Below are 23,404 nucleotides of genomic sequence, written 5' to 3'. Positions count from 1 at the left end.
CGTCAATCGGCTGCGGCGGCCCCGTCGCGCGGGCCGGGGCCGCCGCGTTGGGCGTTGAACACGGCGTTGCGGCGCAGCTGTTCGACGCACCAGCGGAAGTGTCCGTCGCTGTCGTCCGGACCGAAGACGTCGTAGGTGGTGAGGGCGTACGCCGCCTGATAGGCGGTGAGAGTCTCCGGCGCGTATCCGAGCTCGTGGGCGAAGAGCCGGGTGAGTTCCGCGGTGTGCTCCTCGGCGTGCGGCCCGTACATGTCCCAGACGGCGGCGGTGACGGCGGCCTCGAAGGCCGGGTCGCCCGCGGTCGTGCAGAAGCCGAAGTCGAGTACGGCGACGGGCCGACCGGCCGTGTCGACGTGGATGTTGGGCGGGACGAGGTCACCGTGGATCGCCGCCACCGGGGCGTCGGGGAGCGACCGCAGCGCCTCTCGCGTGCGCTCGACCCCCGCGTCGAAGTCCGGCAGATGGACGCCCAGGGCGGCACCGTGGCGCTCCACGGCCCGGGCGACCAGGGCCGCGAGCGCGTTCTGGAAGCGGTCGTGTCACCAGAACGCCGCCCTCGTGCTCCTCGGCGTCGAGGATCTCCGGGGTGGAGAACGGCAGCGCGTGCGCCGCGATGTCCGCGTAGACCTGGCGGGTGAGCTCGAGTCCGGCGGGCGGCCCACCGCTCCACACCTTGGCGACCCGGCCCTCGCGCAGCCCGGATGATCTCCACCCTGGTTCGGGTCGTGCCGAAAAAGCAAAGGCAAGAAGATCGCTCTCCTTGCCACTCTCAACGTATAGCGCACCGGGGGGCTTGCGGCAAGACCCGGGTGGTGGCACAGAATCTCCGGCCGAGGCCACAACCTGCGGGTATGGGGGCCACGGAATGCGACACGACCGCCTCGGAGGCATCGCGAATGATCCAGAAGTATGTGTGGGACCTTCAGGAGGCCGACGAGACGCGGGGCTCGGTCGTCGGCGGCAAGGGCGCGCACCTGGGCGGGCTGTCGCGGATCGAAGGGGTCCGCGTGCCCGCCGGCTTCTGCGTGACGACGGACGCCTTCCGGCGGATCATGGCGGAAGTGCCCTCGATCGACGAGCGGATCGATCGGCTGGTGCGGCTGAACCCCGACGACCGGGACGCGATCCGCGCCCTCAGCGCGGAGATTCGTCGGACCATCGAGGAAACCGCCGTCCCGGACGATCTCGCGGCGGCGATCACCCGCCCGCTCGCCCGGCTCGGCGAGCAGTCCGCCTACGCCGTCCGGTCCAGCGCGACGGCGGAGGACCTGCCGACCGCGTCCTTCGCCGGCCAGCAGGACACGTACCTGAACGTCGTGGGAGCGGCGGCGGTCCTCCGGCACGTCAGCCGGTGCTGGGCCTCGCTGTTCACCGAGCGGGCCGTGACCTACCGTCAGCGCAACGGCATCGACCACCGTACGGTCCAGATGGCCGTGGTCGTGCAGCGGATGGTCTTCCCGCAGGCGTCCGGCATCCTGTTCACGGCCGACCCCGTCACGGGCAACCGGAAGGTCGCCACCGTGGACGCCGGCTTCGGCCTCGGCGAGGCCCTGGTCTCCGGACTGGTGAACCCGGACGTGTTCAAGGTGCGCGGCGGCGAGGTCGTCGCAAGGACGATCGCCGCCAAACAGCGAGCCGTTCAGGCCCTGCCGGACGGCGGTACGCGGGAAGTGGCGATCGACGCGCGGCGGCAGGAGCAGCCGTCCCTGACGGATGAACAGGTCGTGCGGCTCGTACAGCTCGGGCGGCGGATCGAAGCGCACTTCGGCCGGCCGCAGGACATCGAATGGTGCCTGGCCGACGATGACTTCCAGATCGTGCAGAGCCGGCCGATCACGACGCTGTTCCCCGTCCCCGAGGCCGACGACCAGGAGAATCACGTCTATGTCTCCGTCGGTCATCAGCAGATGATGACCGACCCGATGAAGCCGCTGGGCCTGTCCATGTGGCAGCTGATGGCGATGGTGCCGATGCATGAGGCCGCCGGGAGGCTGTTCGTCGACGTCACCCGGCGCCTGTCCTCGCCCGCGAGCCGCGCCGGCCTCCTGGACGTCATCGGGAAGGGCGATCCGCTGACCCGGGACGCTCTGGAGACCGTCCTCGACCACGACGGCTTCGTGCCGTCGCTCCCGGACACGGGCCCCGGCGGGCCGCCCGTCGGCGGCGAGAGCGCCCCGGTCGAGACCGATCCGGCCGTAGTCACCGAGTTGATCGAGCGCAGCCAGGCGTCCGTCGCCGCCCTGGAGCGGGACATCCGGACGAAGACCGGACCGGCGCTGTTCGACTTCCTGCTGGAGGCCTTCGAGGAGCACAAGCGGGTCCTCAGCGATCCGCTGAGCATGCGGGCCCTCATGGCGGGGATGGACGCCACCTGGTGGCTCAACGACAAGCTGCGGGAGTGGCTGGGCGAGAAGAACGCCGCCGACACGCTCACGCTGTCCGCTCCCGACAACGTGACGTCGGAGATGGGGCTGGCGCTGCTCGATGTCGCCGATGTGATCCGCCCGTATCCGGAGCTGGTGGCGTTCCTGAAGGGCGTCGAGGACGACGATTTCCTCGACGAGCTGCCGAAGCTCGCGGGCGGGACCGAGGCGCGCGACGCCATCGAGGCCTACCTCGACCGGTACGGCATGCGCTGCGTCGGCGAGATCGACATCACGAGGCCGCGCTGGCGCGAGCGCCCCGCCACACTCGTCCCGGTGATCCTCGACAACGTCAGGAACTTCGAGCCGGGCGCCGCCGAGCGGCGTTTCGAGGAAGGCCGGGAGAAGGCGCGGCAGAAGGAACAGGACGTGCTGTCGCGCCTGCGGGCCCTGCCGGACGGGGAGCGCAAGGCCGACGAGGCCAAGCGGATGATCGACCGGGTCAGAACGTTCATCGGGTACCGGGAGTACCCGAAGTACGGCATCGTCAGCCGCTCCTTCGTCTACAAGCGGGCCCTGTTGGAGGAGGCCGAGCGTCTCGTGCGGGCCGAGGTGCTTGCCGAGAAGGAGGACATCTTCTACCTCACGTTCCAGGAACTCCACGACGTGGTGCGCTCGCACCGGGTGGACGGGCGGCTTGTCCAGGAGCGCAAGGAGGCCTTCCGGTCGTACCACGCGCTCACACCGCCCCGGGTGCTCACCTCGGACGGTGAGGCCCTCACCGGGGCGTACCGGCGCGACGACGTGCCGCCCGGCGCCCTGATCGGCCTTCCGGTTTCCGCGGGGACCGTCGAGGGGCGGGCCCGCGTCGTCCTCGACATGGCGGACGCCGATCTCGAAGCGGGCGACATCCTGGTCACGCCTTTCACGGACCCGAGCTGGTCGCCGCTGTTCGTCGGGATCGCGGGTCTGGTGACGGAGGTGGGCGGTTTGATGACCCATGGCGCGGTGATCGCCCGGGAGTACGGGCTTCCGGCCGTGGTGGGCGTGGAGGGGGCGACCCGGCTGATCCGGGACGGGCAGCTGATCCGGGTGCACGGAACCGACGGGTACATCGAGATCCTGTCCTGACCCGCCGGGGCAACTACCGTGCGGTTGGCCTGATTTGACGCCAGAGGCGATCAACTTCGAGCAACCCCGCACCCTTTGTTTCTCATCTTCTCCCAAGGAACGAAAGAGGCGCCTGGGACACCTGGGACATCTGTGGTGTCCGGGCGCAGCCCATCCAGAGGAGAAGCACGTTGAGCCATGCTCGGCGCACATGGGTCGCGGCCGCGGCCCTGTTCGCGGTGGTGGTGGGGTCGCCAGGACTGGCGCAGGCCCAACCGGCCGCCGATCCCACCCCGTCCACCCCGTCCGCTCCATCCACTCCGTCCACCCCGTCCGCCGCCGACCCCGGTCCCGGCCGTGGCCTGCCGGCCGGCTGGCAGATCACCGGCGAGAGATCCGGTCAGCAGCTCACCTGGCGCTCGGACAGACCCGTCCCCATGGGCGACGCGGCCGTCGAGTTCTACTCCGGAGACCGGCTCCTGGGCCGGCCCGCTCCCGGGAAGGACGGGCGTACGTTCCGCCTCGGCCTCGAAGGCGTGGCGCTCGGGTCCGCGCAGGACCTCCAGGTGCGGGCCGCGGGGCGCCGTCTCGACGAGGCCGGCGTCAAGGCCGACGCGAAGCGCCGCTCCGCTCAGAAGCAGGCGAAGCCCGTGCAGCCGGGGAAACCCGTCCAGCCGGGGAAGCCGTCGGCCCGGCCGCCGGCCAACCCCGTGGACCCCGGTGTCCCCGGCCGGTACCGCACGGTCAGCGGCGAGTACACGCTGAAGTCGGTGCGACTGCCCGACTTCCCCGCCCCGGTGGAGATGCGCGCGACCGTCACCGCACCCGTCGGCGCCCTCGGCAAGCGGCCGCTGGCCCTCTTCCTGCACGGCCGCCACGCCACCTGCTTCACCGGAGGAGCGAACGGTGAGGCGCTCGGCGAGTGGCCCTGCCCCACCGGCTCGAAGCCGATACCGAGCTACCGCGGCTATCTGCACGACCAGAAACTCCTGGCGTCCCAGGGATATGTGACGGTGTCCATATCCGCCAACGGCATCAACGGCCAGGACTACGCGGCGCAGGACGCCGGAACCCAGGCCCGCTCCTCCCTCGTACGGCAGCACCTCGCCCGCTGGGCCGACTGGTCGGGCGCCGGACGGGCCGAGGCACCGGCGATCGTACGGAAGGCCGCGCGGGCCGACCTGTCGCGCGTCCTCCTGGTCGGTCACTCGCGCGGCGGCGAGGGCGTGAACCGGGCCGCGATGGACAGCCTCTCCAAGCCGCCCGCGGACAAGGACGGCTACCGGGGTCCGGTGCGCTGGAAGATCCGGGGCAATGTCCTCATCGGCCCCACCGTCTTCGGCCAGAACCCGGCACCCGATGTGCCCTCGATGACGATCCTGCCGGGCTGCGACGGCGATGTGTCCGACCTGCAGGGCGAGATCTACGTGGACGGAACGCGCGGCGTGAGCCGTGGCGCCGCCCTGCACAGCGCGGTCTACATGGTCGGCGCCAACCACAACTACTTCAACACCGAGTGGACGCCGGGTCAGGCCGAGGCGCCGGCCGTGGACGACTTCTGGTCCGACGAGGAGACGCCGCCGGACCCGGTGTGCGCGCAGGGCACGGCGACCCGGCTGACGGCCGAGCGGCAGCAGACCGCCGGTTCCACGTACATCGCCGCCGCGGCCCGGCTGTTCGTCGCGGGCGACGACCGGGTCCGGCCGCTGCTGGACGGCTCGGGCGTCCGGGCCGCGTCCGCGGGTCCCGCGCGTGTCCTGACCCACGCCGTCGGTGCCCGTCGTAGCGGCGCGTTCCTGCCGGGCGCCGGGGTCACGGTGGACGGCGGGCGGCTGTGCGCGCAGGTGGATCCCGACCCCGCCGCCGCCTGTCTGAAGCCCGGGACCCTCGGTGGGTCACCGCACTTCGCCTCGTGGGAGACGGAGCGGGAACCGGGCCGCGACGCCGTGGCGTTCGACTGGTCGGCGCCGGGCTCCGCGGTCCGGGTGCGGCCGGGGAAGCCGGTCTCCCTGAGCGGGGCCAAGTCTCTCGCCCTGCGGGTCATCGTGCCGCCGAACACCACCGGCACCCGGTTGGACGTCTCCGTCACGGACACGGCGGGCCGGCACGCGAGGCTCGGTGCCGTCCGCCTCGACGGACTGCCCGGCTCCGACCGGACGGCCTCGTACTGGGGGCAGGAGGTGCGCGTACCGCTGACCGCGGCGACGGCGGCCGGGCTGGACCTGAAGCGCGTGAAGTCCCTGGCACTGACCCCGCGCAGCGGATCGGGACAGGCGTGGCTGATGGACGCCTGGGGCTGGCGTCCCGGCATGGCGCCGGTTCGGCCGGCCGCGCTGCCTCGCGTGGACATCGGCCGGTTGACGGCCGACGAGGGCGACCGCGGAGTCCGGACCCTCAAGGTGCCGGTGCGGCTCTCCGGGCAGGGCAGTGGCCGGATCCGGCTCTTCGTCGCGGACCCCGAGACCCTTGAGGTCACGTCCCGGCTGGTGACGGTGCGCCCCGGCGGCGGCAGCGTGGACGTGCCCGTCGAGGTGCGCGGCAACACCCGCTTCAGCTACGGCACGACGCACCAGGTGTTCGCGAAGGCCGTCCGGGGCGCCGTGGTCGGCAATCACCTCGGCGGACTGACCGTGCGGGACGACGACCCGATGCCCACGTTCAAGGCGACGCCGCTCGCGGGCCGGGTCACCGAGGGCCAGAGCATGAGGTGGCGGATCGAGCAGTCCGCGGTCGCCGACACGGACCTCTGGCTCGGGGCCGCGTTCGTGCCGGTCGACGGCGGCGCGGAACTGTCCAGCGCCGACGTCGACCCGCAGTGGTTCGAGGAGAACACCGGCGGGTCACCGAGCCCGGCCCGGCCGTTGTCCGAGGTGGAGGTGTTCTACCCGGACATCACCGTTCCCGCGGGGAAGCTGAGCACGGAGGTGACCGTTCCCACCGTCGTGGACGGGGTGAGCGAGCCGGCGGAGTCACTGCGGATGCGGATCTCCCTCTGGGAGGACGACGGCGACCAAGTGGAGGGCCCGGTGCTCGACGGCACGGTGGTGGACGCGCCGTAGGCGAAGTGGACGCGAGGGCCCGATTGCACGGCCCTCGCGTCCCTCGCCTCCCTAGCGTCTTCTGTGTCACGTCACCGGGACTTGCCAGGCTTCACCTTCTTGTCGACGCCGTTCACCCGCACCGTGACCTTCCTCTGGTTCCGCGCCCGGTCGGCGACGATCGCGTAGGACGTGACCTTTCCGTCGCGCCACTCGCAGCTCACCTCGTAGCCGCCACGGGCGCGGAGTCCGGTGAAGGAGCCCTGGGGCTTCCAGCCGTCCGGGAGCGCGGGCAGCAGGTGGATGACGCCCTCGTGGCTCTGCAGGAGCATCTCCGCCACGGCGCCCGAGATACCGAAGTTGCCGTCCATCTGGAAGGGCGGGTGGTCGCAGAACAGGTTGGGCAGCGTGTTGTAGGTGAGCAGTCCGCGCAGCATGATCTGGGCGCGATGCCCATCGCCCAGCCGGGCGAAGAGAGCCGCCCGCCAGGGCCAGGTCCATGATCGGCGGCTGTCGCCCGACACCGTCGCGGCCGTGAAGGGCACGCCTTCCTTCTCGCCGCAGCGCGCCTTGAGGGAGACGAGGGCGGCGGCTGCGAACTCGGGTGTCTTCGGGGTGATCTGACGACCTGGGTAGACGGCGAAGAGGTGCGAGGTGTGGCGGTGGATGTCGGTGGGGCTGTCGATGTCCTCCTGCCACTCCTGCAACTGCCCCCATTTGCCTATCTTGTTCGGCGCGAGGCGCGCCTGCATGTCCTGGACCTTGGCCCGGTAGGCGGGGTCCGCCTTGAGCACCGCTTCACAGTCGAGGTAGTTCTGGAACAGGTCCCAGATGATCTGCTGGTCGTACATCACGCCGTCCTCGCGCGGCCCGTGCTCGGGTGACCAGCCGTTCGGCGCGACGAGGAGTCCGTCCTCGCGTTCCTTGAGATGGTCCTCCCAGAACTGGCAGATCTCCTTGATCATCGGGTGGGCGAGGGTGCGGAGGTAGTCCAGGTCCTGGGTGAACGCCCAGTGTTCGTAGAGGTGTTGCGCGTACCAGGCGCTCGCGACGGTGTTCCACTCCCACGCGTTGCCGCCGAAGACGCTCTGGCTGGTGCGGGCGGTCCAGCCGCGGGTGTCCTCGCCGAAGGCGTTGCGGGTCGCCACGCGGCTGGGCACGGCCACCTGCTCGATGAACCGGACGAGCGCCTCATGGCACTCCGGCAGGTTCGTCGTCTCGGCTCCCCAATAGTTCATCTGGATATTGATGTTGGTGTGGTAGTCGGAGGCCCATGCCGGCTGGTTGCTGTCGTTCCACAGACCCTGGAGGTTGGCGGGCAGGCCGCCCGGGCGCGAGGAGCTGATCAGCAGGTAGCGGCCGTAGTCGAACATCGCCTGCTCGAGTGTGGGGTCCTGGCCGCCCGCCGCGTAGCGCGCCAGCCGGGCATCGGTCGGCAGAGCGAGGACCGCGGCGTCGGAGGTGCCCCAGTCGACCGAGACGCGGTTCATGAGGGCGCGCGTGTCGGCGATGTGCTTCTCGCGCAGCGTGTCGTAGGGCCGGGAGGCCGCCTTGCCGAGTGCCCTGGCGATGCCCGGTCCCGGATCGGGTCCGCGCCACCCGGCGGCGGCATCGAGCTTGTAGTCGGTGCGGGCGTCCAGGAGCAGGGTGAGGGTGGTGCAGCCGCTGAAGCGGAGCTCGGATCCGTCGGCGCGGAAGTCGCCGTCGGTGTGCACGGCCTGGACGGTGCAGGCGTGCTTGAGGCCGTTGCCCATGACGCCGCTGAAGGCGATCCGGCGGGCGCGGGCGTCGACGGTCGTCGGCGCGTTCTCCTGTGCGGACGTCAGCGATATCGCTCCGGTGAGGCCGTGGGCGCGGTCCGATGTGTAGCGGAGGACCAGGACGTCCGCGGAGCGGCTCGCGAACGCCTCCCGCAGGACGCGCCGTCCCGGCGGGCCGAAGCGGGTGGTGTGCAGTCCTGTGGCGAAGTCGAGGGTGCGCCGGTAGTCGACGACCGTCCGCTGCCTACGCGTGTCGAAGCCCCTGCCCTCCAGCGCGACCTCCCCGACCTGGAAACCGGTGGACGACGCGCCGGGGGTCAGGGTGAGCCGGTAGAGGCGGTAGGCCGTGCTGTTGGTGATCCGGAAGGTCCGGGTCTCGCCGCGGCCGGCGAAGGGCGCTCCGGGGTCCTGCGTGTCCAGGGTCGTCCAGGCGGCCCCGTCCCGCGACGCCTCCAGCCGCCATCGCCGGGGGTCGTCCTTCGGACGGTCCGGGGCCGCCGTCAGCGCGTATGAGGTGACGACGACGGCGCGGGGCAGCTCTGCCTGCCAGACGACCGCTCGTGCGGGGGCGTCGACCCGCCAGACCGTGGCCGGATCACCGTCCACCGAACTGGAGATGCCCGTGTCCCGGGAGGCGGACCCGGAGCCATGTGAATGCCCGCTCGGCGACGACACGTACATCGCGCCGCCCGCGCGGAGGTCGACGCCGGACAGGCCGATCTCGCTCACTGGAAGTGGCTGACGCCTGCCTTGGGGACGAAGTCGAACCGGTAGAAGCGGTAGGCCGCAGGGTGGGCGCAGGTGAATTCCTTCGTCTGGAAGCGGCTTTCGAAGGGCGCTTCCAGCGTGCGTCTGTCGAGCGTGGTCCACGTGTCGCCGTCGATGGAACCGGAGAGCGCCCACTCCTGCGGATCGCGCTGCGGCACGTCGTCGGCACTCGTCAGACGGTAGGACGCGACCGCGACGGGTTCGGGAAGCTCGACCTGCCAACGCACCGTCGAACCCGGCCCTTCGACGCACCACTTGGTGCCCGGGTCGCCGTCGTACGTCTTGTCGACACCCTCCGTGGCGGAGCTGCTGTACGGTCCCCCGGGGGCCGTGACCTTCGGACTCGCGCGGAGAGCGAAGCTGACGACGACATCGCCGAAGTTCCGGTACGAGCCGAAGCCGGTCATGCCGGTGTCGAACGCGCTGTCCGGCTTGCCCGCGAGGGCGTTGTCGTAGTCGTTGACACCGCCCCACAGGCTCTGTTCGTTGAACTGGACGCGCTCCTCGTAGGGATCGGCGAAGAGCATGGCACCGAGTCGGCCGTTGCCGATCGGCAGGGCCTGCGACTGCCAGTCCAGGGCCGGTACGGAGTAGGTCAGCGCCTCGCGCGACAGCGTCGGCCAGGGGGCGGCCCCCGCCGCGTCGGCCCCGGCGGCAACGGCCTGTGCCACGGGAGTTCCGCCGGTCAGCTGAGCGAGCAGAGGTGCGAAGGCGAGGCCACCGCCGGCCTTGAGGATGCTGCGTCGCTGCGGTTGGGATTCATTCACCACGTTGAGATCTCCCGGCCCATTCATCGGCTCTTTCACGGGCGAAGTGACAGCCGCATCGATCCATGTCGAGGGCGCGAACATCGTCGCCGGGGAAGAGATCGGATGTCTAGAGGCGTGCGCCACTGACTCATCTGACCCCCGAGCCCCAAGAGTTGTGAACATGGGATTCAGCCGGGAACACACGGGCACCAAGGTGAACACCTACGCCTACAGCCCCCGCGGGTGCGGCAGGTGCGGCCTCGGTGGGTACGTCGGCCTGCCCACCTTTTCAGGAAGGACGGGAGCATGAATTCTGAAGGCGGACGGACCACCAACCCCTGGGTCAGTTTTGTCCTTGCCTTTGTCGCCCTCTATGCCGTGATCGCCGTCGTCATGTTCCTGAGCGGCTCCGGCGCCGCACAGGCCTTGGGAACACCGGCGGCCATCCTCATCGGCCCGGCGGTGGGTATCGGAGTCGTCCGTTATCGGAAGACGCGATGAGGTGAGGTGAGCTGATCCCCGCACGGCCTGGCGGCTGAAGCGCCGGCACAGCTCCGGCGCGGACGGAACAAAGTCGCCCCATGCCGAATCCAAGGGATGTCAGTGGTCGTCGCGAACGACCGCGGGTGTCGCGAGGCGGAGGACGGCATGGAACGACTCGATACGGACGCGCCGGCGGCCCGGACCGCGCGTGTGTTGGAGCACCTGGCCGCCGCGGCGGGCAAGAGGGCGCTGGCGGAGACCGAGTCGCGGCTGCGCGACGCCGCGCGCAGGCTCGCCGACGGCCGGATCGTCGTGGTGGTCTGCGGCGAGTTCAACCGCGGCAAGTCCAGCCTCGTCAACGCTCTGGTGGAGCGCAAGGGCCTCCTCCCCGTCGATGTGCTGCAGACCACCAGCGTGGTCACCACGGTCGGCTGGGGCCCGCGGGAACAGGCCACGGCCCGGTTGCGCGACGCGGGCGGCGGGACCGAGGAGCGGGTGATCCCCCTCGACGAGGTGGCTCGCTACGTCACGGAGAGCACCAACCCGGGCAACCGGCACCGGGCCGAGCTCATCGAAGTACTGTTGCCCCACCCGAAGCTGGCCGACGGAGTCACCCTGGTCGACACACCGGGCGTGGGGGGCGTGTTCCCCGAGCACACCGCGATGACCACGGGGTTCCTCGCCTCGGCCGACGCGGTGGTGTTCGTCGCCGACATGACCTCACCGCTGACGGCGAGCGAACTGCGCTTCCTGGGGCATGCCGTCACCGCGACGGACTCCGGGCCCGACGAGGACGGGCTGCTCGTCGTCCTCACCCGGGCGGATCAGGCCGCCCCCGCCGACCGGGGCGAGATGCTGGCCAACACCCGTGCCAAGCTCGCCGAGCTGACCGGCAGGCCCACGGGTGACACCTCCGTGCTGCCGGTCTCGACCCGCCTCAGGCTCCGGTATCTCGGCTCCGGTTCCGACGCGCCGGACGAGGACAGCGGCTACCCCTTGTTCGAGGCCGTCCTCTGGAGGGGTCTGCGGCGGCGCCGTGCCCGGTTGCTGCTGGCGCGCCCCCTGGAAGAGGCCGGTGCCGCGGTGCAGGCGCTGCTGGGCCCGCTGACTGCGGAACAGGAGGCACTCGCCCGGGAGACGGACGAGACGCTCTCCCGGATGCGGGCGGAGGCCGAGGCCGGGCAGCGGCGCATCACCGAGTTGAGGAGCACCGGGGCACAGTGGCGCACGGAACTGCGGACGCAGCTCAGGGAGTTGCGCAGGGAGCTGGTCATGGCCCTGCACGACGAACTCGACACCGTGTGGCAGCGCGTGTGCACGGAGTACCTCTACGACGAGGCGCTGCAGGACGACATGGACGAGTTGGCCGCACAGGTGTCGGCGGCCTACGCGGCGGTGGCCGGTGCCACGGCGCGCCGCGCGGAGACCGAACTGAACGCCCTGGTCACCGGATTCGCGCAGCGCCACGGCATCGGTCTCACCCCCACCGCCAACAGCCGGATCGACACCGTCGGCCCGCTGCGGCTGGAGCCGGACCTCGGTGCCGAGGAACAGCCGGGCAAGGCGATGCCCATCGGCCGCGACGGAGCGTTCGGGGCGTCGATGGGGGCGGCGATCGGCGGCACCGTGTTCGGCCCGCTGGGCGCGGCGATCGGGGCCGCGGCCGGGCTTCTGGCAGGTCTGCTGCGCGGGGTCAAGGCCGCCCGCCACCAGGAGCTGCAGACACGTCGCCGGAACCTGCGGGACCAGCTCGGCATGGCCCGCGGGCGCCAGCAGCGGGTCATCGTCCATGGGCTCGGCAACCTGCTGGACTCGGCGGCCGAGAGGGCGGAGCAGGAGCTCGACAGCCTGCTGCGGCAGCAGACCGAGACGGTGGGCGACACCCTCGAACGGTTGAAGGCGACCGCCGACGCCACGCGTGAGCAGGCCCGCGCCCGTCACGACACGCTGGCGAAGGAGCACTCGGAACTGCTCGCCACCGGGCAGGAGGTGGCCACGCTCGCGGCCCTCGTCGCCGAACTCGTCACGGAAGCGGACACGGACCTGCCGCCCGCACCGCACTCGAAGGAAGCCGGGGCGGCCGGGCGTGCGGCCGAAGGACACGAGGCGTCGGACGACACGCCGCCCACGTCCCAGCAGCCGGCGGAGCAGCCGGGAACAGAGCGGGACACGGAGCCAGGCCCGAAGCCGAAGCCGGAATCGGAGACGGAACCGGAACCGCAACCGGAGTCGGAGTCGAGGCCGGACGCGTGAGCGGCTCCGCCGCTCTCCGGCGGGCCGCACTGGACGTCCTCCGGGACAGCGCGACCACGGACGGCCTGCCGGAGACCTTTCGCCGCACCCTCGCCGACCAGGCCGAGCGGCTGTCCGCACCGTTCTCCGTGGCCCTGGTCGGCCGGGTCAGCGCGGGCAAGTCCACCCTGGTCAACGCGCTGCTCGGCGAGCGGATCGCACCGACCGGGGTCACCGAGCTGACGATGACGGTCAACCGTTTCCGCCACGGCACCGAGCCCTCGCTGACGGTGCGCCATCTGGACGGCACCGTGACCCGGCACCGGCACCTGTCCGACCTGGAGTCGCTCACCGTACGGTCGGCCGACGACCCTGACCGGCAGGCGCTGCTACGGCGGATCGACCACCTGGAGACCCGTCACCCGCATGGGCAGCTCGCCGAGCTGGAGATCATCGACACTCCCGGCCTCGACTCCTTCACCGGCCCGGAGTCGGCGTCCACGCTGCGTCTGCTGGGCCGGACCGGGCAGGACCTCACCGACTCGACGCTCGCGGAGAGCGCGAGGGCCGACGCCATGGTCCTGACGTTCACCGCGCGCGGCGCCCACCGGGACGACATACGGCTCACCGCCGAGTTCATGACGCAGGTGCCCGGCCTCGGCCCACTCAACACCGTCGGTGTCCTCAACAAGGTGGAGCTGCTGTGGGACCCGGACGACGCGCCCGATCCGATGCGGCCCGCCGGGCGGGTCGCCGACCAGCTCATCCGCACCGCGGGGACCTCCCGGCTGCTGTACTCGGTGGTCCCGGTGGCGGGACTGCTCGGCTCCGGGGCCGCCTGTATGGACGCCGCCGACCTCGACGGCCTCTCCCACCTGGCCACGACGACGGCTCCACGACTGCTGGCCGAACGTGCCGCGGACAGCGACGCGTTCACCGGCAAGGACACCGGTCTCCCGCTCTCCCCCGAGGAACGCGCCCGGCTGTTCGGGCGCTTCGGCGGCTGGGGCGTGGTGCGGGCGTGCCGGTCGATTCGCGAGGGAGCCGACACCGTGGACACGCTACGGGGCGAACTCCTCCGGGTGTCCGGCGTCGACTCCCTGCGCGCCCTGCTGCGCGACCACTTCGGCGGCCGGGCCGATCTCATCAAGGCCGCGCAGGCGTTCCGTACGGTGCCGCGTCTCGCCGAGCGGACCGCCCGGTCACTGCGGGGTGAACCGGCGCGGGCGGTGGAGGCGGTGGCCGGCGCGCTGACCGCCGTGGAACTGCGGCACTGCCTGGCGTACGCGGAACTACGGGCGCTGCGCGACCACTTCGACGGACGGCTCGACCTCCCCGCCGAGCAGACCGAGGAACTCCTCCGGGTGACCGGCGAGCACGGCACCGGCGCGGCCGCCCGGCTCGGACTGCCCGCCGACGCGGACCACCCGCTGCTGCTGCGCACGGCGCGCGCCCGGCTGGACCGCTGGCACGCGGAGTTGTCGGCACCCACGGCGTACGGGGCCTCACGTCAAGCTCAGTTGACGATTCGTCAGTCCTATGAGGCTCTCCACCACCACATCGCCTCCGGGCAGGAAGGAATGGCCGAATGAGCCCGACCGAAACCCCCTCGGAGACGGAAGCGGTCCTGGTCGTCGACTTCGGGACGACGACCACCCAGGCGGCTGTGGTGGAGGGGGACACGACACGCATCCTGCACGAGCCGACCACCGGGGCGGTGTTCTGGCCCTCGTCGGTGCTCGCCGACGGGGCGGGCGGACTGCTCGTCGGGTCCGTGGCGGAGCGGGGCAAGCGGCTGCGCCCGACCCGCTACCGCTCGGAGATCAAGCGGGACGTCGGCAGTACCGTGCCGCTCCTGGTCGACGGGACGCCCTACCCGGCGACGGAGCTCGTGAGCGCCGTGCTGCGGGCGGTCGCCGCCGAGGCGCGGCGCGTGCTGGGCCGGCCACCGCGCCATGTGCTCCTCACCGTCCCCGCCGCGTACGGCCCCGCCGATCCCCGCCGCGACGCGATGATCGGGGCAGCGGCCGAGGCCGGGCTCGACCGGGCGGAACTGCTCGTGGAGCCGGTGGCCGCGGCGTACTCCCGTCCCGTGGGAGCCCCGTTCACCGCCGGGGACGTGATCCTCGTGCACGACTTCGGAGGGGGCACCTTCGACGCCGCCGTGGTGCGCATCGGGGCAGGGCAGCACGAGGTGCTCGGCCATGCCTCACTGGAGGACTGCGGGGGCCGGGACCTGGACGCGGCGCTCCTGCGGCATCTGACCGAGCGCCACTCGGGCCTGTCCGGGGTGCCGGAGGGCGCCGACGAGGTGACGGCGCTGCGAGGGGGGATCGCGGCGGGCGACTTCGTGCGCGAGCTGAAGCACGACCTCAGCACCGCCGGACAGGTGGAGGACCTCTCCCCCGGCGGCGAGGTCGTACTCCTGGAGCGCGGCGTACTGGACTCCATGGCGGACCAGCTCATCGGCCGGACCGTGGAATGCTGCCGCGACCTGCTCGCGAAGGCGGAGGTCCGGCCGGAGGAGATCGCGGCCGTGCTGATGGCCGGCGGCAGCAGCCGCAGCCCGGTGGTCCGGGAGCACCTCGAACGGACCCTGGGCATCCGGGTGCGGCACGTGGAGAACCCCCAACTCGCCGTGGTGCGGGGTGCGGCGGCCTGGGCCACGCGGGCCCCGTCCCGTGATCTGCGGCCGACCGTCAGGCCACCCGGGACGGAACCTCTGGCGTGGGCGGTACCGGGGGGCTCCGGGGTCTTCCTCGGTCCGGTGGTCGCGGAGGGGCAGGCGTACGAGGCGGGCGCCGTGGTCGCGGACGTACGGTCGGTCGAGGGCACCCTGCACCGGCTGCGGGCGGAGCGCCGCGGCGCGATCCGGCGCTGGCACGCGGAGCCCGGCGGACGGTTCCTCTCGGGGGACTGGCTGGTCACGACGTCGGAGGCGGCACCGGACACGCAGGGGCCGCTGCGACGGGCGGACGCGGACCAGGTCAGGGCGATGGGCTGGACGCGTGAGGGGGCGCTGCGGTTGGCGTTCGCGGACGGCGTGCGGGAATGGGCGGAAGGCGCGAGAGCCCGTACGGTCGCGGCGTGCCGCCTGCCGGAAGGGGAAGCACTGTTCGAACCCGGGGGCGAGGCCTTGGTGGTGGCCGACCCGGGCTCCAGGACCGCGCTCCTGCTCACGCTGAACGGCGCGCGGTCGGGGCGTGAACGGCAGGTCGGACTGGTTCCCCCCGGCTGCGCCCATGGTGTTCGCGTAGTGCAGGCCCTCCCGGCGGGCCCGGATCAACTGGTCGTGGCCGTCACGCAGAATCCGGATGCGCCGAAGCCCTCGGTCTCCCTCTGGACCATCGACACGGCTCGCGGAGAAGGCCGGCATGTGCTGAACCTGACGGCCCGGAAGGCAGCGGTGCCCGAGCGACTGCTGATGGGGTGTTCAGGACGGCGCGGTGTCATCTGGGTGGCGCGACAGGCCGCTGTCGCACTGGTCGCGTACGGCGAGGGCGACGAGCGGATCATCCGCCAGATTCCTCTCGTCGCGCGCAGGAATGTGCGGATAGCGGCGGTGCACCCCGATGGACCGGTCGCGGTGACCCACTCGCTCCCGCACAGCCGGTCCGAATCCACCACGACGATTCGAGTGGGTGAGGCGGAGCTGACGACAACTCCCCCGACTGCCCTGGAGTTCTCGCCGGACGGCCGGATGCTGGCGATCTCGCTGCGGACCGGCTGGTGCCGGATCGTGGACAGCAAGACCTGCGCACCCCTAGCCGAACTCGCCCACTCCCCCGCCCCGATCACCCATCTCGCCTGGTCCCACGACGGAACGCGACTGGCCCTGGCCGGTGGCGGAAAAGTATCCGTGTGGAACGGGGAACTTTTCCGCCCTTAGCCCGATCTATGGGCCATCGGGCGTCGGTTCTCCGCCACGCGGTCGGCGGACGCGACTGACGAGGGCACACCTGTGGGGGGTCGGTGTTGGGGAACGTGATGTCGCAGGACCTGGCGGGTCTGAGCGACGAGGAACTCGTACCACGCGCGGTGCAGGGCGACCGGCACGCGCTCGAACAACTACTGCGCCGGCATCGCACCACGGTGCTGACCGTGTGCGCGGGCATCACCGGCAACCGGGAGGACGCCCTGGACGCCTGCCAGAACGCGCTGATACGCGTGACCGGCGCCATCGGCGGCTTCCGCTCCGAGGCCCGCTTCACGACATGGCTGCGCGCCATCGCCGTCAACGCCGCCAAGGCCGAGATCGCGCAGCGGGGCCGTCGCCCGTACCCCGTCGGCGACGACGTCCTGCCCACGGAGCCCGTCCGTGCGGTGGACGGACGCGTCACCGACGGTCTGCGCGTGCGGCAGGCGCTGGCCGCGCTGGACGTCGACTTCCGCGCGGTCGTCGTCTTACGGCATCTGTGCGGGTGCAGCTACGAGGAGATCGCGCATGTGCTCCAGATACCGATGGGCACCGTCAAGAGCCGTCTGTCCCGGGCCCGGATGGATCTGCTGGAGCTGCTCCGGCTCGACTGAACCACGACCGCGGTACGGAGCACGACCCAACCGATCCCCGCCCCGTTGCGAAGAGGAGACCGAGATGAACGAGGAGCGGCGGGACCGCCTGCCGAACCCCCCGGAACCACCGGAGACGGACCCGGACACGGTGGCCACGCCCGAGATCCTGGCCCGGCTGCACGCCCTGCTCACCGTCCTGCCCCTGCCGGAGATCGACGACGCGTCCTGGGGCGCGCTGGTCGCCGACGCGCTGGACCACATGCCTGCCCGTCAGCTCTGAAGCGAATTCCGTACCGGCCCGAACGAAAGGCGGCTCCCTCCCCATGGCGCACGAACCCGTCCTCGCCATCGACTTCGGCACCTCCACCTCGGCCGTGGCGCTGCTCGCCGACGGCCGGGTCCGCATGGTCAAGGAGCCCTCGGGCGACTCCTGGGCGTGGCCCTCGGCCGTGTCCTGGGACGGCTCGCGGCTGCTGGTCGGCACACCGGCCGAGCACCGCAAGGCCATGTACCCGTCCTCCTTCCGCGGCGAGTTCAAACGGAACCTCGGCGAGAGCGCCCCGCTGGTGCTCGGCGACGCCTCCTACCAGGCGGAGCAGTTGGTGACCGCGCTGATCTCCGCCATGCGCGGGGAGGCGGAACGCCTGTACGGCCGGCCCATCACACGGGCCGTGCTGACCTGCCCCGCCTCCTACGGCCCCGGTGACCCGCGCCGCGGCCTGCTCATCGGCGCCGGCGAGGCGGCGGGGCTCACGGCCGTCGATCTGCTGCCGGAGCCGGTGGCCGCGGCGTTCGCCCCGCTGGCCGGAGCCGCCTTCGAACCGGGACGCCTTGTTCTGGTGTACGACTTCGGCGGCGGCACCTTCGACGCGGCACTGATCAGGACCACGGAGCAGGACGACGCGGAGGGGACCGTGGAGGTGCTGGGACACGCGGCACTGGACGACTGCGGCGGCCACGACATCGACGTCCTGCTCGCGGAGGAACTCGTACGGCGCGGTGGCGCCGCGCTCTCGTCCTGGCTGCGCCCGGGGCCGGAGCAGGACGACGAGAAGGGCGGCGCCAAGGCCTCCGGGAGGTCCGCCGCGAAGTCCTCCGGCCCGACGGCGAACGCGGAGGACGGGCTGCGGCGCACGCTCGACCTCGGCGATTTCGCGCACCGGTTCAAGCACCGGCTGAGCGTGGAGGCGGAGATCGAGGACTTCTTCCGCTCCGCGGGCCTGCCCGTCGGCCTCGACCGCGCCCGGCTGGCCGAACTCACCGCGCCCCTCGTCACCCGTACCGTCGCCTGCTGCCGGGACCTCCTCGACCGCTGCGGACGGAGCGCCGACCGGCTGGCGGCCGTACTGCTGGTCGGCGGCACCACCCGGATGCCGGCGGTGCGGGACGCGCTGGAGCAGGCGTTCCCGGGGCTGCTGCGCGGCGTGGAGGACCCGGAGCTGGCGGTGGCGCAGGGCGCGGCCGCGTGGGCGGGGACGGCCACCGAGAGGTACTCGGTCGCCGGGCGGCCCGCCGGTCTCAGTGTCCCGCTCTCCTGGGAGTTGCCGGGTGGAGGAACCGGGAAGTTGCTGCAGTGGTACGTCGGACCCGGTGACGACTACCCCGCCGACGCGGTGTTCGCCCTGGTCCGGCTGACCGACGGAGGGCTGTGGGAACTCCGCGCGGACGGGCGCCCCGGCAGGGTGGCGCAGCTGCACTCGGAGGCCGGCTCCGACATCTCCTCCGGCGACTGGCTGGTCACGACCGGACGGGACGAGCCGGCCGGGCGGGGGCGGCGGCGCGGTACCCGCGCGGGCGCCCTGCCGTCGTGGGAGGACCTGGCACCCCCGCCGAGCACCGCCCTGCCCATCGGTGACGGTGCCACGGCCTACGGACGCGTCCTGCTGGTGCCCGGCGGCCGCCATGTCGTGACCCAGCACGGTCAGGGGACGGTGGGCTGGGAACTGAACCCGGACGGGCTCAAGCCGCTGTGGGAACTGCCCTCGGTCTTCCGGGTGGTGTCCGCCGGATGCTCGGGGACGCTCCTCGCCGTCGTACCGGTGGAGGGCACCGGCCACGCCCAGAGGGTCGACGTCGTCGATGTCGTCTCCGGTGAGGTACGGGGGTCCGTCCCCTTCGACGGGGCCTGCCTCACCGCCGCCTTCTCCTCCGACGGCACCCGGCTCGCCGTACTCAGCAATCAGCGGCGCCTTCGGATCTTCGCTCTCGCCGGCGGGGACGTGCTCACCGAGGCCGATCTGTCGCGCTACAGCATGACCGGTGAGCAGCTGGTCCTCGATCCGGCGCTGGAGTTCGCCGCGTTCCCCGTCGGCAACAGTGTGATCATCTGCCATGTGCAGGGGCGTCAGCTCGCGCAGCCCCCGCACCTCACCGTCAACGACCCGCGCAAACTGCTCGCCCTGCCGTCCACGGCCGGGTTCGCCTCGGGGTCGAGTGTCCCGCAGGCGGTGGACGTGTGGAGCCTCGACGGGCATGCCTTCCGCCTGCACGACCCGGCCCTGGTCAAGCCGCACCTCCTGGCCGTCAGCGCGGACGAGCGTCTGCTCGCGGCCGCCGACCCCGGTGGCCTCGTCGCGGTCTGGGAACTTCCGCACCCCGCGACGGCCGATGAGGTGCGGGAGGTCCCCCGCTCCGCACAGCGCATGCTCTTCCCGATGCCCGTCCGCGACCTGGCCTTCGGCGCGGACGCCACCACCCTGATCGCCGCCACCGACCGCGAGATCCACGTCTGGGATCTCTGACCTGTGACCGGAGGGGATCTCGGACCAGGGATCTCCACCCGGAGAAGAGGACGGATATGGCCGACTACGAGTCCATCCGCGATGAGATCCTGGCCGTCTTCGGCACCGTCGTCGAGGTGGCCCGGGACCGGGCCGCCGAGCAGACGGCGGACCGGCTGTACGGGGCGCAGGAGCGGCTGCGTTCCGGCGAGCTGACCGTGGTGGTGTGCGGGGAGTTCAACCGCGGCAAGTCCAGTCTGCTCAACGCCCTGCTGGACCGCCCCAACATCCTCCCGGTCGACCACTACTTCGCGACCTGCATCGCCGCCACGATCCGGCGCGGTGAGACCGAGGCCGCCGATGTCACCCTGAAGGCGCCGGACGGTTCGCTCGTCGTCAAGCCCATCAGGCTCGAACAGATCGGCGAGTACGCGGCCGAGAGCGGCAGCCGGAAGGACGAGGCGGTCCTCCTCGATCTGAGGCTGGACTCGCACCGCCTCAAGTCCGGTCTGGTGCTGGTGGACACCCCCGGAGTCGGGGGCGTCTACCACGAACACACGCTGGTGACGCAGGAGCAGCTTCCCACCGCCGACGCGATCCTCTTCGTCGTCTCGGCCGAGGAGCCGCTCACCGAGAGCGAGACGGTCTTCCTGCGCGAGGCGGCGCACGCCGTCAAGGCGGCCGACCACCCCGACGCGATGTTCTACGTGCTCACGAAGTCGGACCGCAGGGCGGACATCGACACCGACCTGGCCGCCAACCGCAAGAAGATCGCCGCGATCACGGGCAGGTCCCCGGAGGACGTGCTGATCGTGCCGGTCTCCAGCAAGCTCAAGCAGCAGTATCTGGCCGGGATCGGCGGCGACGACCCCGAGCTGCGCGCGGAGCTGCTCCACAACTCCGGTTTCCCCCAACTCGAGGAGGTCCTCTGGGCGCGGCTGGCCCGGCACCGTGCCCGGGTCCTGCTCGGCGGCGCGCTGGGCGAGGCGGACGCGGCCGTCCGTACGCTGCTGGATCCGCTGCTGGCGGAGGAGAGCGCGCTGCGCGACACCAGCAAGGCCCGGCTGGACGAGCTCAACCGGGAGACGGAGCGGGAGTCGGCCCGGCTGGCGGAGCTGTCCTCCGGCGCGGCTCCTTGGCGCAAGCGCCTTGAGGACGAACTGGACGGACTGCGCGCCAAGGTGAGCGAGCGCACGGCGCGCGAGTTCGACCGGGTGTGGAGCCGGGCGGAGACGGAGTATCTGTCGGTGCGCATGCATCTGGAGCAGCCCGACCTGCTGGCCCTGCGGGTCAACGGCGATCTGGGCATGGCCCGTACGACGGTCTCCGAATGGGCGGCGCGGCGGGCCGCTGAGCTGCAGCGGGGGCTGGCGCGGGACATCGGCCTGGAGCTGGGCGGCAGCGAACTCGGCGAGATGCCGGCGCCGCCCGTGGTGGACCTCGCCGCGTTCGGGCGGCTGCACAAGCCCACCGAGCGTGTGGGGCACGTCATCCCGGCCACCTACCGCAAGGAGACCAGGACCCGGGAGAAGAAGCGGGCCTCCGGCCCTCCGCCGTCCGGTTTCTGGAACAAGGTCAAGCACGGCTGGAACCGGACGAAGGACTTCTTCTCCCCGGTGTACGAGACCTACGAGAAGAAGGTGCTCGACACCCCGGAACAGCGTTGGTACGAGACGGTCGAGCGGGAGATCCCCGAGCATGTCATCGAGCAGCGGCGTCGTGAACTCGCCGACTCCGTCCAGCGGGCCCGGCGCGACCAGACGCCCCGGATCGAGCAGGCCGCGCAGGAGGCGATCGGCGACTTCTCCCGGGAGATCACGGCCGAGTTGGACAGCCGGATCGCCCGCGAGCAGGAACGCACCGCCGACACCCTGAAGCGGCTGAAGGACAGCGCCCAGCGCACGGCGGAGGAGGCGGTCCGGCGGCTGGGCGAACTCGAGACCGAGCAGCGGCCGCTCAAGGACGGCCGCGAGCGGATCGCCGCCCTGGTGCGCGCGGTCAACCGGCTCGCCGAGGGGCGGTCCGGCCCCGGACCGGACGCGGAGGGCGAAGCCGCATGAGCGACGGTCTGGCGGACCGGGTGAAGGCGGCCTTCGAGTCCGCGCTGCGGCTGATGGCCCGCGGCGGCGGCTCCGCGGAGGTGCTGCGGGCCGCGTTCGAGGCGGAACGGGGGCGTGCCGGGAAGAAGATGAGTGTCGCCGTGGTCGGCCGTATCAGCACCGGCAAGTCCACGCTGGTCAACGCGCTGATCGGCGAGGAGCGGGTGGCCACCGGCTCGCAGGAGCTGACCTTCAACGTCAACCGGCTGCGGTACTCCGAGACACCCCGGCTGCTCGTCCGATACAAGGACGGCCGCCCCTCGGTCCCGTACTCGCCGGAGCGGCTGGAGGAGCTGACGGCGCGCCGGGAGGACCATCTGGAGGAGCTGCGGGGCATCGCGGAGGTCGTGGTCGAGATCCCGGCCCCCTATCTGGAGGACTTCGAACTCATCGACACCCCGGGGCTGGACTGTGTCTTCGGGGAGGACTCGCTCAACACCCTGGAGTTCCTGCGGCTGCGGCCGGAGGACGTGATGGACGCCAGCCTCCGCCACGCCTCGGCGGCGGACGCCCTGATCCTGGTCCTCCCGGTGCGTGGTCCCTCCCGGACCGACGCGGATGTCGTCGCGCAGTTCCTCGGCCCCGACTTCGCCACCTCGACACCGCTGACGACGCTGGGGGTGCTCACCAAGTGCGAGTACCTGTGGGAGGAGGGCGGCCCGCATCCACTGGTGCTGGGCCGCCGCCAGGCGGACCGCATCATGCGGGACGCGCCCGGCATGCGCCGGCGGCTCTTCGACCTGACGCCGGTGTGCGGCCTGCTCGGCCAGGCGGCGGCCACCCTCGACGAGGAGACCGTCGCCACCTTCGAAGAGCTGGCGAAGGCTCCCTCGGCGGCCCTGTCGCTCCGCCTGTCGGACGCCAAGATGTTCGTGAACGCCGGGGACGGATTCCCGCTCGACGCGGCACGCCGCCGGGCCCTGTGGAACCGCTTCGGCCCGTACGGCATCCACACCGTCTGCGGACTGCTGCGGGACGGCGTACGGGATCCCGCGAAGCTGCGCGCGATCCTGCTGGACGACAGCGGGCTGACCGGTCTGCGGGGCAGACTGACCGACCACTTCGGCCACCGCTCCGCGCTGCTGAAGCTCGACGGATCGCTGGAACGCATCCGGCGGATGCCCAAGGACCTGGCGGCCGGCGCCGGCCCCCGCGAGCGGTCGCTGCTGGACGCGGCCCTCGGCGGCTTCGAGGCCCTGGCCCTGAACGAACCCGGCTTCGCGGAGCTGCGGACCCTGCGTGAGCTGTACAGCGGGCGGCTGCGGCTCGGTGTCGAGGAGAACGAGGAACTACGGCGTGCCCTGGGCGAGTTCGGCCGTAGCCCTGCCGCCCGGCTGGGACTGCCCGAGGGCGCCGGCGCGGACGCGCTGCGTGCGGAGGCGCGGCGCCGGCACTCCGTCTGGCTGGTGCGCTGGCAGTCCGGGATGCTGTACGGCCCGTCCCGGGAGGCGGCGCGGACGGTGGTACGCGCGTACGAGCATCTGCTGCACGAGTTGGAGGAGTCGCACGGGCCGGACGCGCGCGGAGAGGGCGGCGGCCGGGAGGTCTGAGGCGGGAGGCGGGGCGGGGC

General features: G+C 71.9%; 14 protein-coding genes. 11 read left to right on the top strand and 3 right to left on the bottom strand.

Annotated elements, in window-relative coordinates:
• Window positions 1–2: 2 nt before the first annotated feature.
• Window positions 3–494, bottom strand: a complete 492-nt coding sequence (locus NNW99_RS37150) for an aminoglycoside phosphotransferase family protein (RefSeq protein WP_251058038.1) — start codon at window positions 492–494, stop codon at window positions 3–5.
• A 402-nt stretch (window positions 495–896) separates the two neighbouring features.
• On the opposite strand from NNW99_RS37150, the gene rph reads away from it, so the two are divergent.
• Together rph and NNW99_RS37140 are read left to right on the top strand one after the other, a co-directional pair.
• On the top strand, window positions 897–3,494 hold the full coding sequence (rph, locus tag NNW99_RS37145) for a rifamycin-inactivating phosphotransferase (RefSeq protein WP_215123712.1): 2,598 nt from the start codon (window positions 897–899) through the stop codon (window positions 3,492–3,494).
• A gap of 170 nt (window positions 3,495–3,664) precedes the next feature.
• The gene (locus NNW99_RS37140; RefSeq protein ID WP_215123711.1) at window positions 3,665–6,532 is read left to right on the top strand and encodes a hypothetical protein; all 2,868 of its coding nucleotides are present in this window, start codon (window positions 3,665–3,667) and stop codon (window positions 6,530–6,532) included.
• A gap of 71 nt (window positions 6,533–6,603) precedes the next feature.
• Here the strand turns inward: NNW99_RS37140 and NNW99_RS39010 are convergent, their stop codons facing one another.
• On the bottom strand, window positions 6,604–9,000 hold the full coding sequence (locus NNW99_RS39010) for a glycoside hydrolase N-terminal domain-containing protein (protein WP_285439962.1): 2,397 nt from the start codon (window positions 8,998–9,000) through the stop codon (window positions 6,604–6,606).
• Entirely contained in the window at window positions 8,997–9,806 is an 810-nt protein-coding gene (locus NNW99_RS37130; RefSeq protein WP_251058037.1) for a glycoside hydrolase N-terminal domain-containing protein, read from the bottom strand. Before NNW99_RS37130 ends, NNW99_RS39010 begins: the two co-directional genes overlap by 4 nt.
• A 288-nt stretch (window positions 9,807–10,094) precedes the next feature.
• Here NNW99_RS37130 and NNW99_RS37125 point away from each other — a divergent pair, with 288 nt between their 5' ends.
• The 9 genes from NNW99_RS37125 to NNW99_RS37085 all read left to right on the top strand — a co-directional run bounded on the left by NNW99_RS37125 (window position 10,095) and on the right by NNW99_RS37085 (window position 23,384).
• The gene (locus tag NNW99_RS37125) at window positions 10,095–10,289 is read left to right on the top strand and encodes a hypothetical protein (RefSeq protein ID WP_215123709.1); all 195 of its coding nucleotides are present in this window, start codon (window positions 10,095–10,097) and stop codon (window positions 10,287–10,289) included.
• A 147-nt stretch (window positions 10,290–10,436) separates the two neighbouring features.
• Window positions 10,437–12,524: a dynamin family protein gene (locus tag NNW99_RS37120; protein ID WP_215123707.1), complete on the top strand. Its 2,088-nt coding sequence runs from the start codon at window positions 10,437–10,439 to the stop codon at window positions 12,522–12,524.
• Entirely contained in the window at window positions 12,521–14,095 is a 1,575-nt protein-coding gene (locus NNW99_RS37115) for a dynamin family protein (RefSeq protein WP_215123705.1), read from the top strand. The genes NNW99_RS37120 and NNW99_RS37115 overlap by 4 nt, the downstream gene beginning before the upstream one ends.
• Window positions 14,092–16,392: an Hsp70 family protein gene (locus NNW99_RS37110; RefSeq protein ID WP_215123703.1), complete on the top strand. Its 2,301-nt coding sequence runs from the start codon at window positions 14,092–14,094 to the stop codon at window positions 16,390–16,392. Before NNW99_RS37115 ends, NNW99_RS37110 begins: the two co-directional genes overlap by 4 nt.
• Window positions 16,393–16,490: 98 nt before the next feature.
• Complete coding sequence (locus NNW99_RS37105) at window positions 16,491–17,033, top strand: RNA polymerase sigma factor (RefSeq protein WP_215123701.1); 543 nt, start codon at window positions 16,491–16,493, stop codon at window positions 17,031–17,033.
• A gap of 64 nt (window positions 17,034–17,097) precedes the next feature.
• A complete protein-coding gene (locus NNW99_RS37100; RefSeq protein ID WP_215123700.1) occupies window positions 17,098–17,295 on the top strand; it encodes a hypothetical protein in 198 nt (65 codons plus the stop codon).
• Between the two features lie 43 nt (window positions 17,296–17,338).
• On the top strand, window positions 17,339–19,756 hold the full coding sequence (locus NNW99_RS37095) for an Hsp70 family protein (protein WP_215123698.1): 2,418 nt from the start codon (window positions 17,339–17,341) through the stop codon (window positions 19,754–19,756).
• A gap of 56 nt (window positions 19,757–19,812) precedes the next feature.
• Entirely contained in the window at window positions 19,813–21,795 is a 1,983-nt protein-coding gene (locus tag NNW99_RS37090) for a dynamin family protein (RefSeq protein WP_215123696.1), read from the top strand.
• Window positions 21,792–23,384, top strand: coding sequence for a dynamin family protein (locus NNW99_RS37085; RefSeq protein ID WP_215123694.1), 1,593 nt, complete (start codon window positions 21,792–21,794; stop codon window positions 23,382–23,384). The genes NNW99_RS37090 and NNW99_RS37085 overlap by 4 nt, the downstream gene beginning before the upstream one ends.
• Window positions 23,385–23,404 lie beyond the last annotated feature (20 nt).

Origin of the sequence: Streptomyces sp. CRCS-T-1, from assembly GCF_024442335.1 — a bacterium.
Lineage (GTDB): Bacteria > Actinomycetota > Actinomycetes > Streptomycetales > Streptomycetaceae > Streptomyces > Streptomyces koelreuteriae.
Note: the sequence above shows the minus strand (reverse complement) of the source record. Positions and strands in the feature narration are given on the sequence as shown.

What these genes read in the sequence shown, in the direction of transcription:
- NNW99_RS37090 (WP_215123696.1), top strand. Translation starts at nt 19,813, where the DNA reads ATGGCCGACTACGAGTCCATCCGCGATGAGATCCTGGCCGTCTTCGGC.
- NNW99_RS37105 (WP_215123701.1), top strand. Translation starts at nt 16,491, where the DNA reads ATGTCGCAGGACCTGGCGGGTCTGAGCGACGAGGAACTCGTACCACGC.
- NNW99_RS37100 (WP_215123700.1), top strand. Translation starts at nt 17,098, where the DNA reads ATGAACGAGGAGCGGCGGGACCGCCTGCCGAACCCCCCGGAACCACCG.
- rph (WP_215123712.1), top strand. Translation starts at nt 897, where the DNA reads ATGATCCAGAAGTATGTGTGGGACCTTCAGGAGGCCGACGAGACGCGG.
- NNW99_RS37125 (WP_215123709.1), top strand. Translation starts at nt 10,095, where the DNA reads ATGAATTCTGAAGGCGGACGGACCACCAACCCCTGGGTCAGTTTTGTC.
- NNW99_RS37085 (WP_215123694.1), top strand. Translation starts at nt 21,792, where the DNA reads ATGAGCGACGGTCTGGCGGACCGGGTGAAGGCGGCCTTCGAGTCCGCG.
- NNW99_RS37095 (WP_215123698.1), top strand. Translation starts at nt 17,339, where the DNA reads ATGGCGCACGAACCCGTCCTCGCCATCGACTTCGGCACCTCCACCTCG.
- NNW99_RS37120 (WP_215123707.1), top strand. Translation starts at nt 10,437, where the DNA reads ATGGAACGACTCGATACGGACGCGCCGGCGGCCCGGACCGCGCGTGTG.
- NNW99_RS37110 (WP_215123703.1), top strand. Translation starts at nt 14,092, where the DNA reads ATGAGCCCGACCGAAACCCCCTCGGAGACGGAAGCGGTCCTGGTCGTC.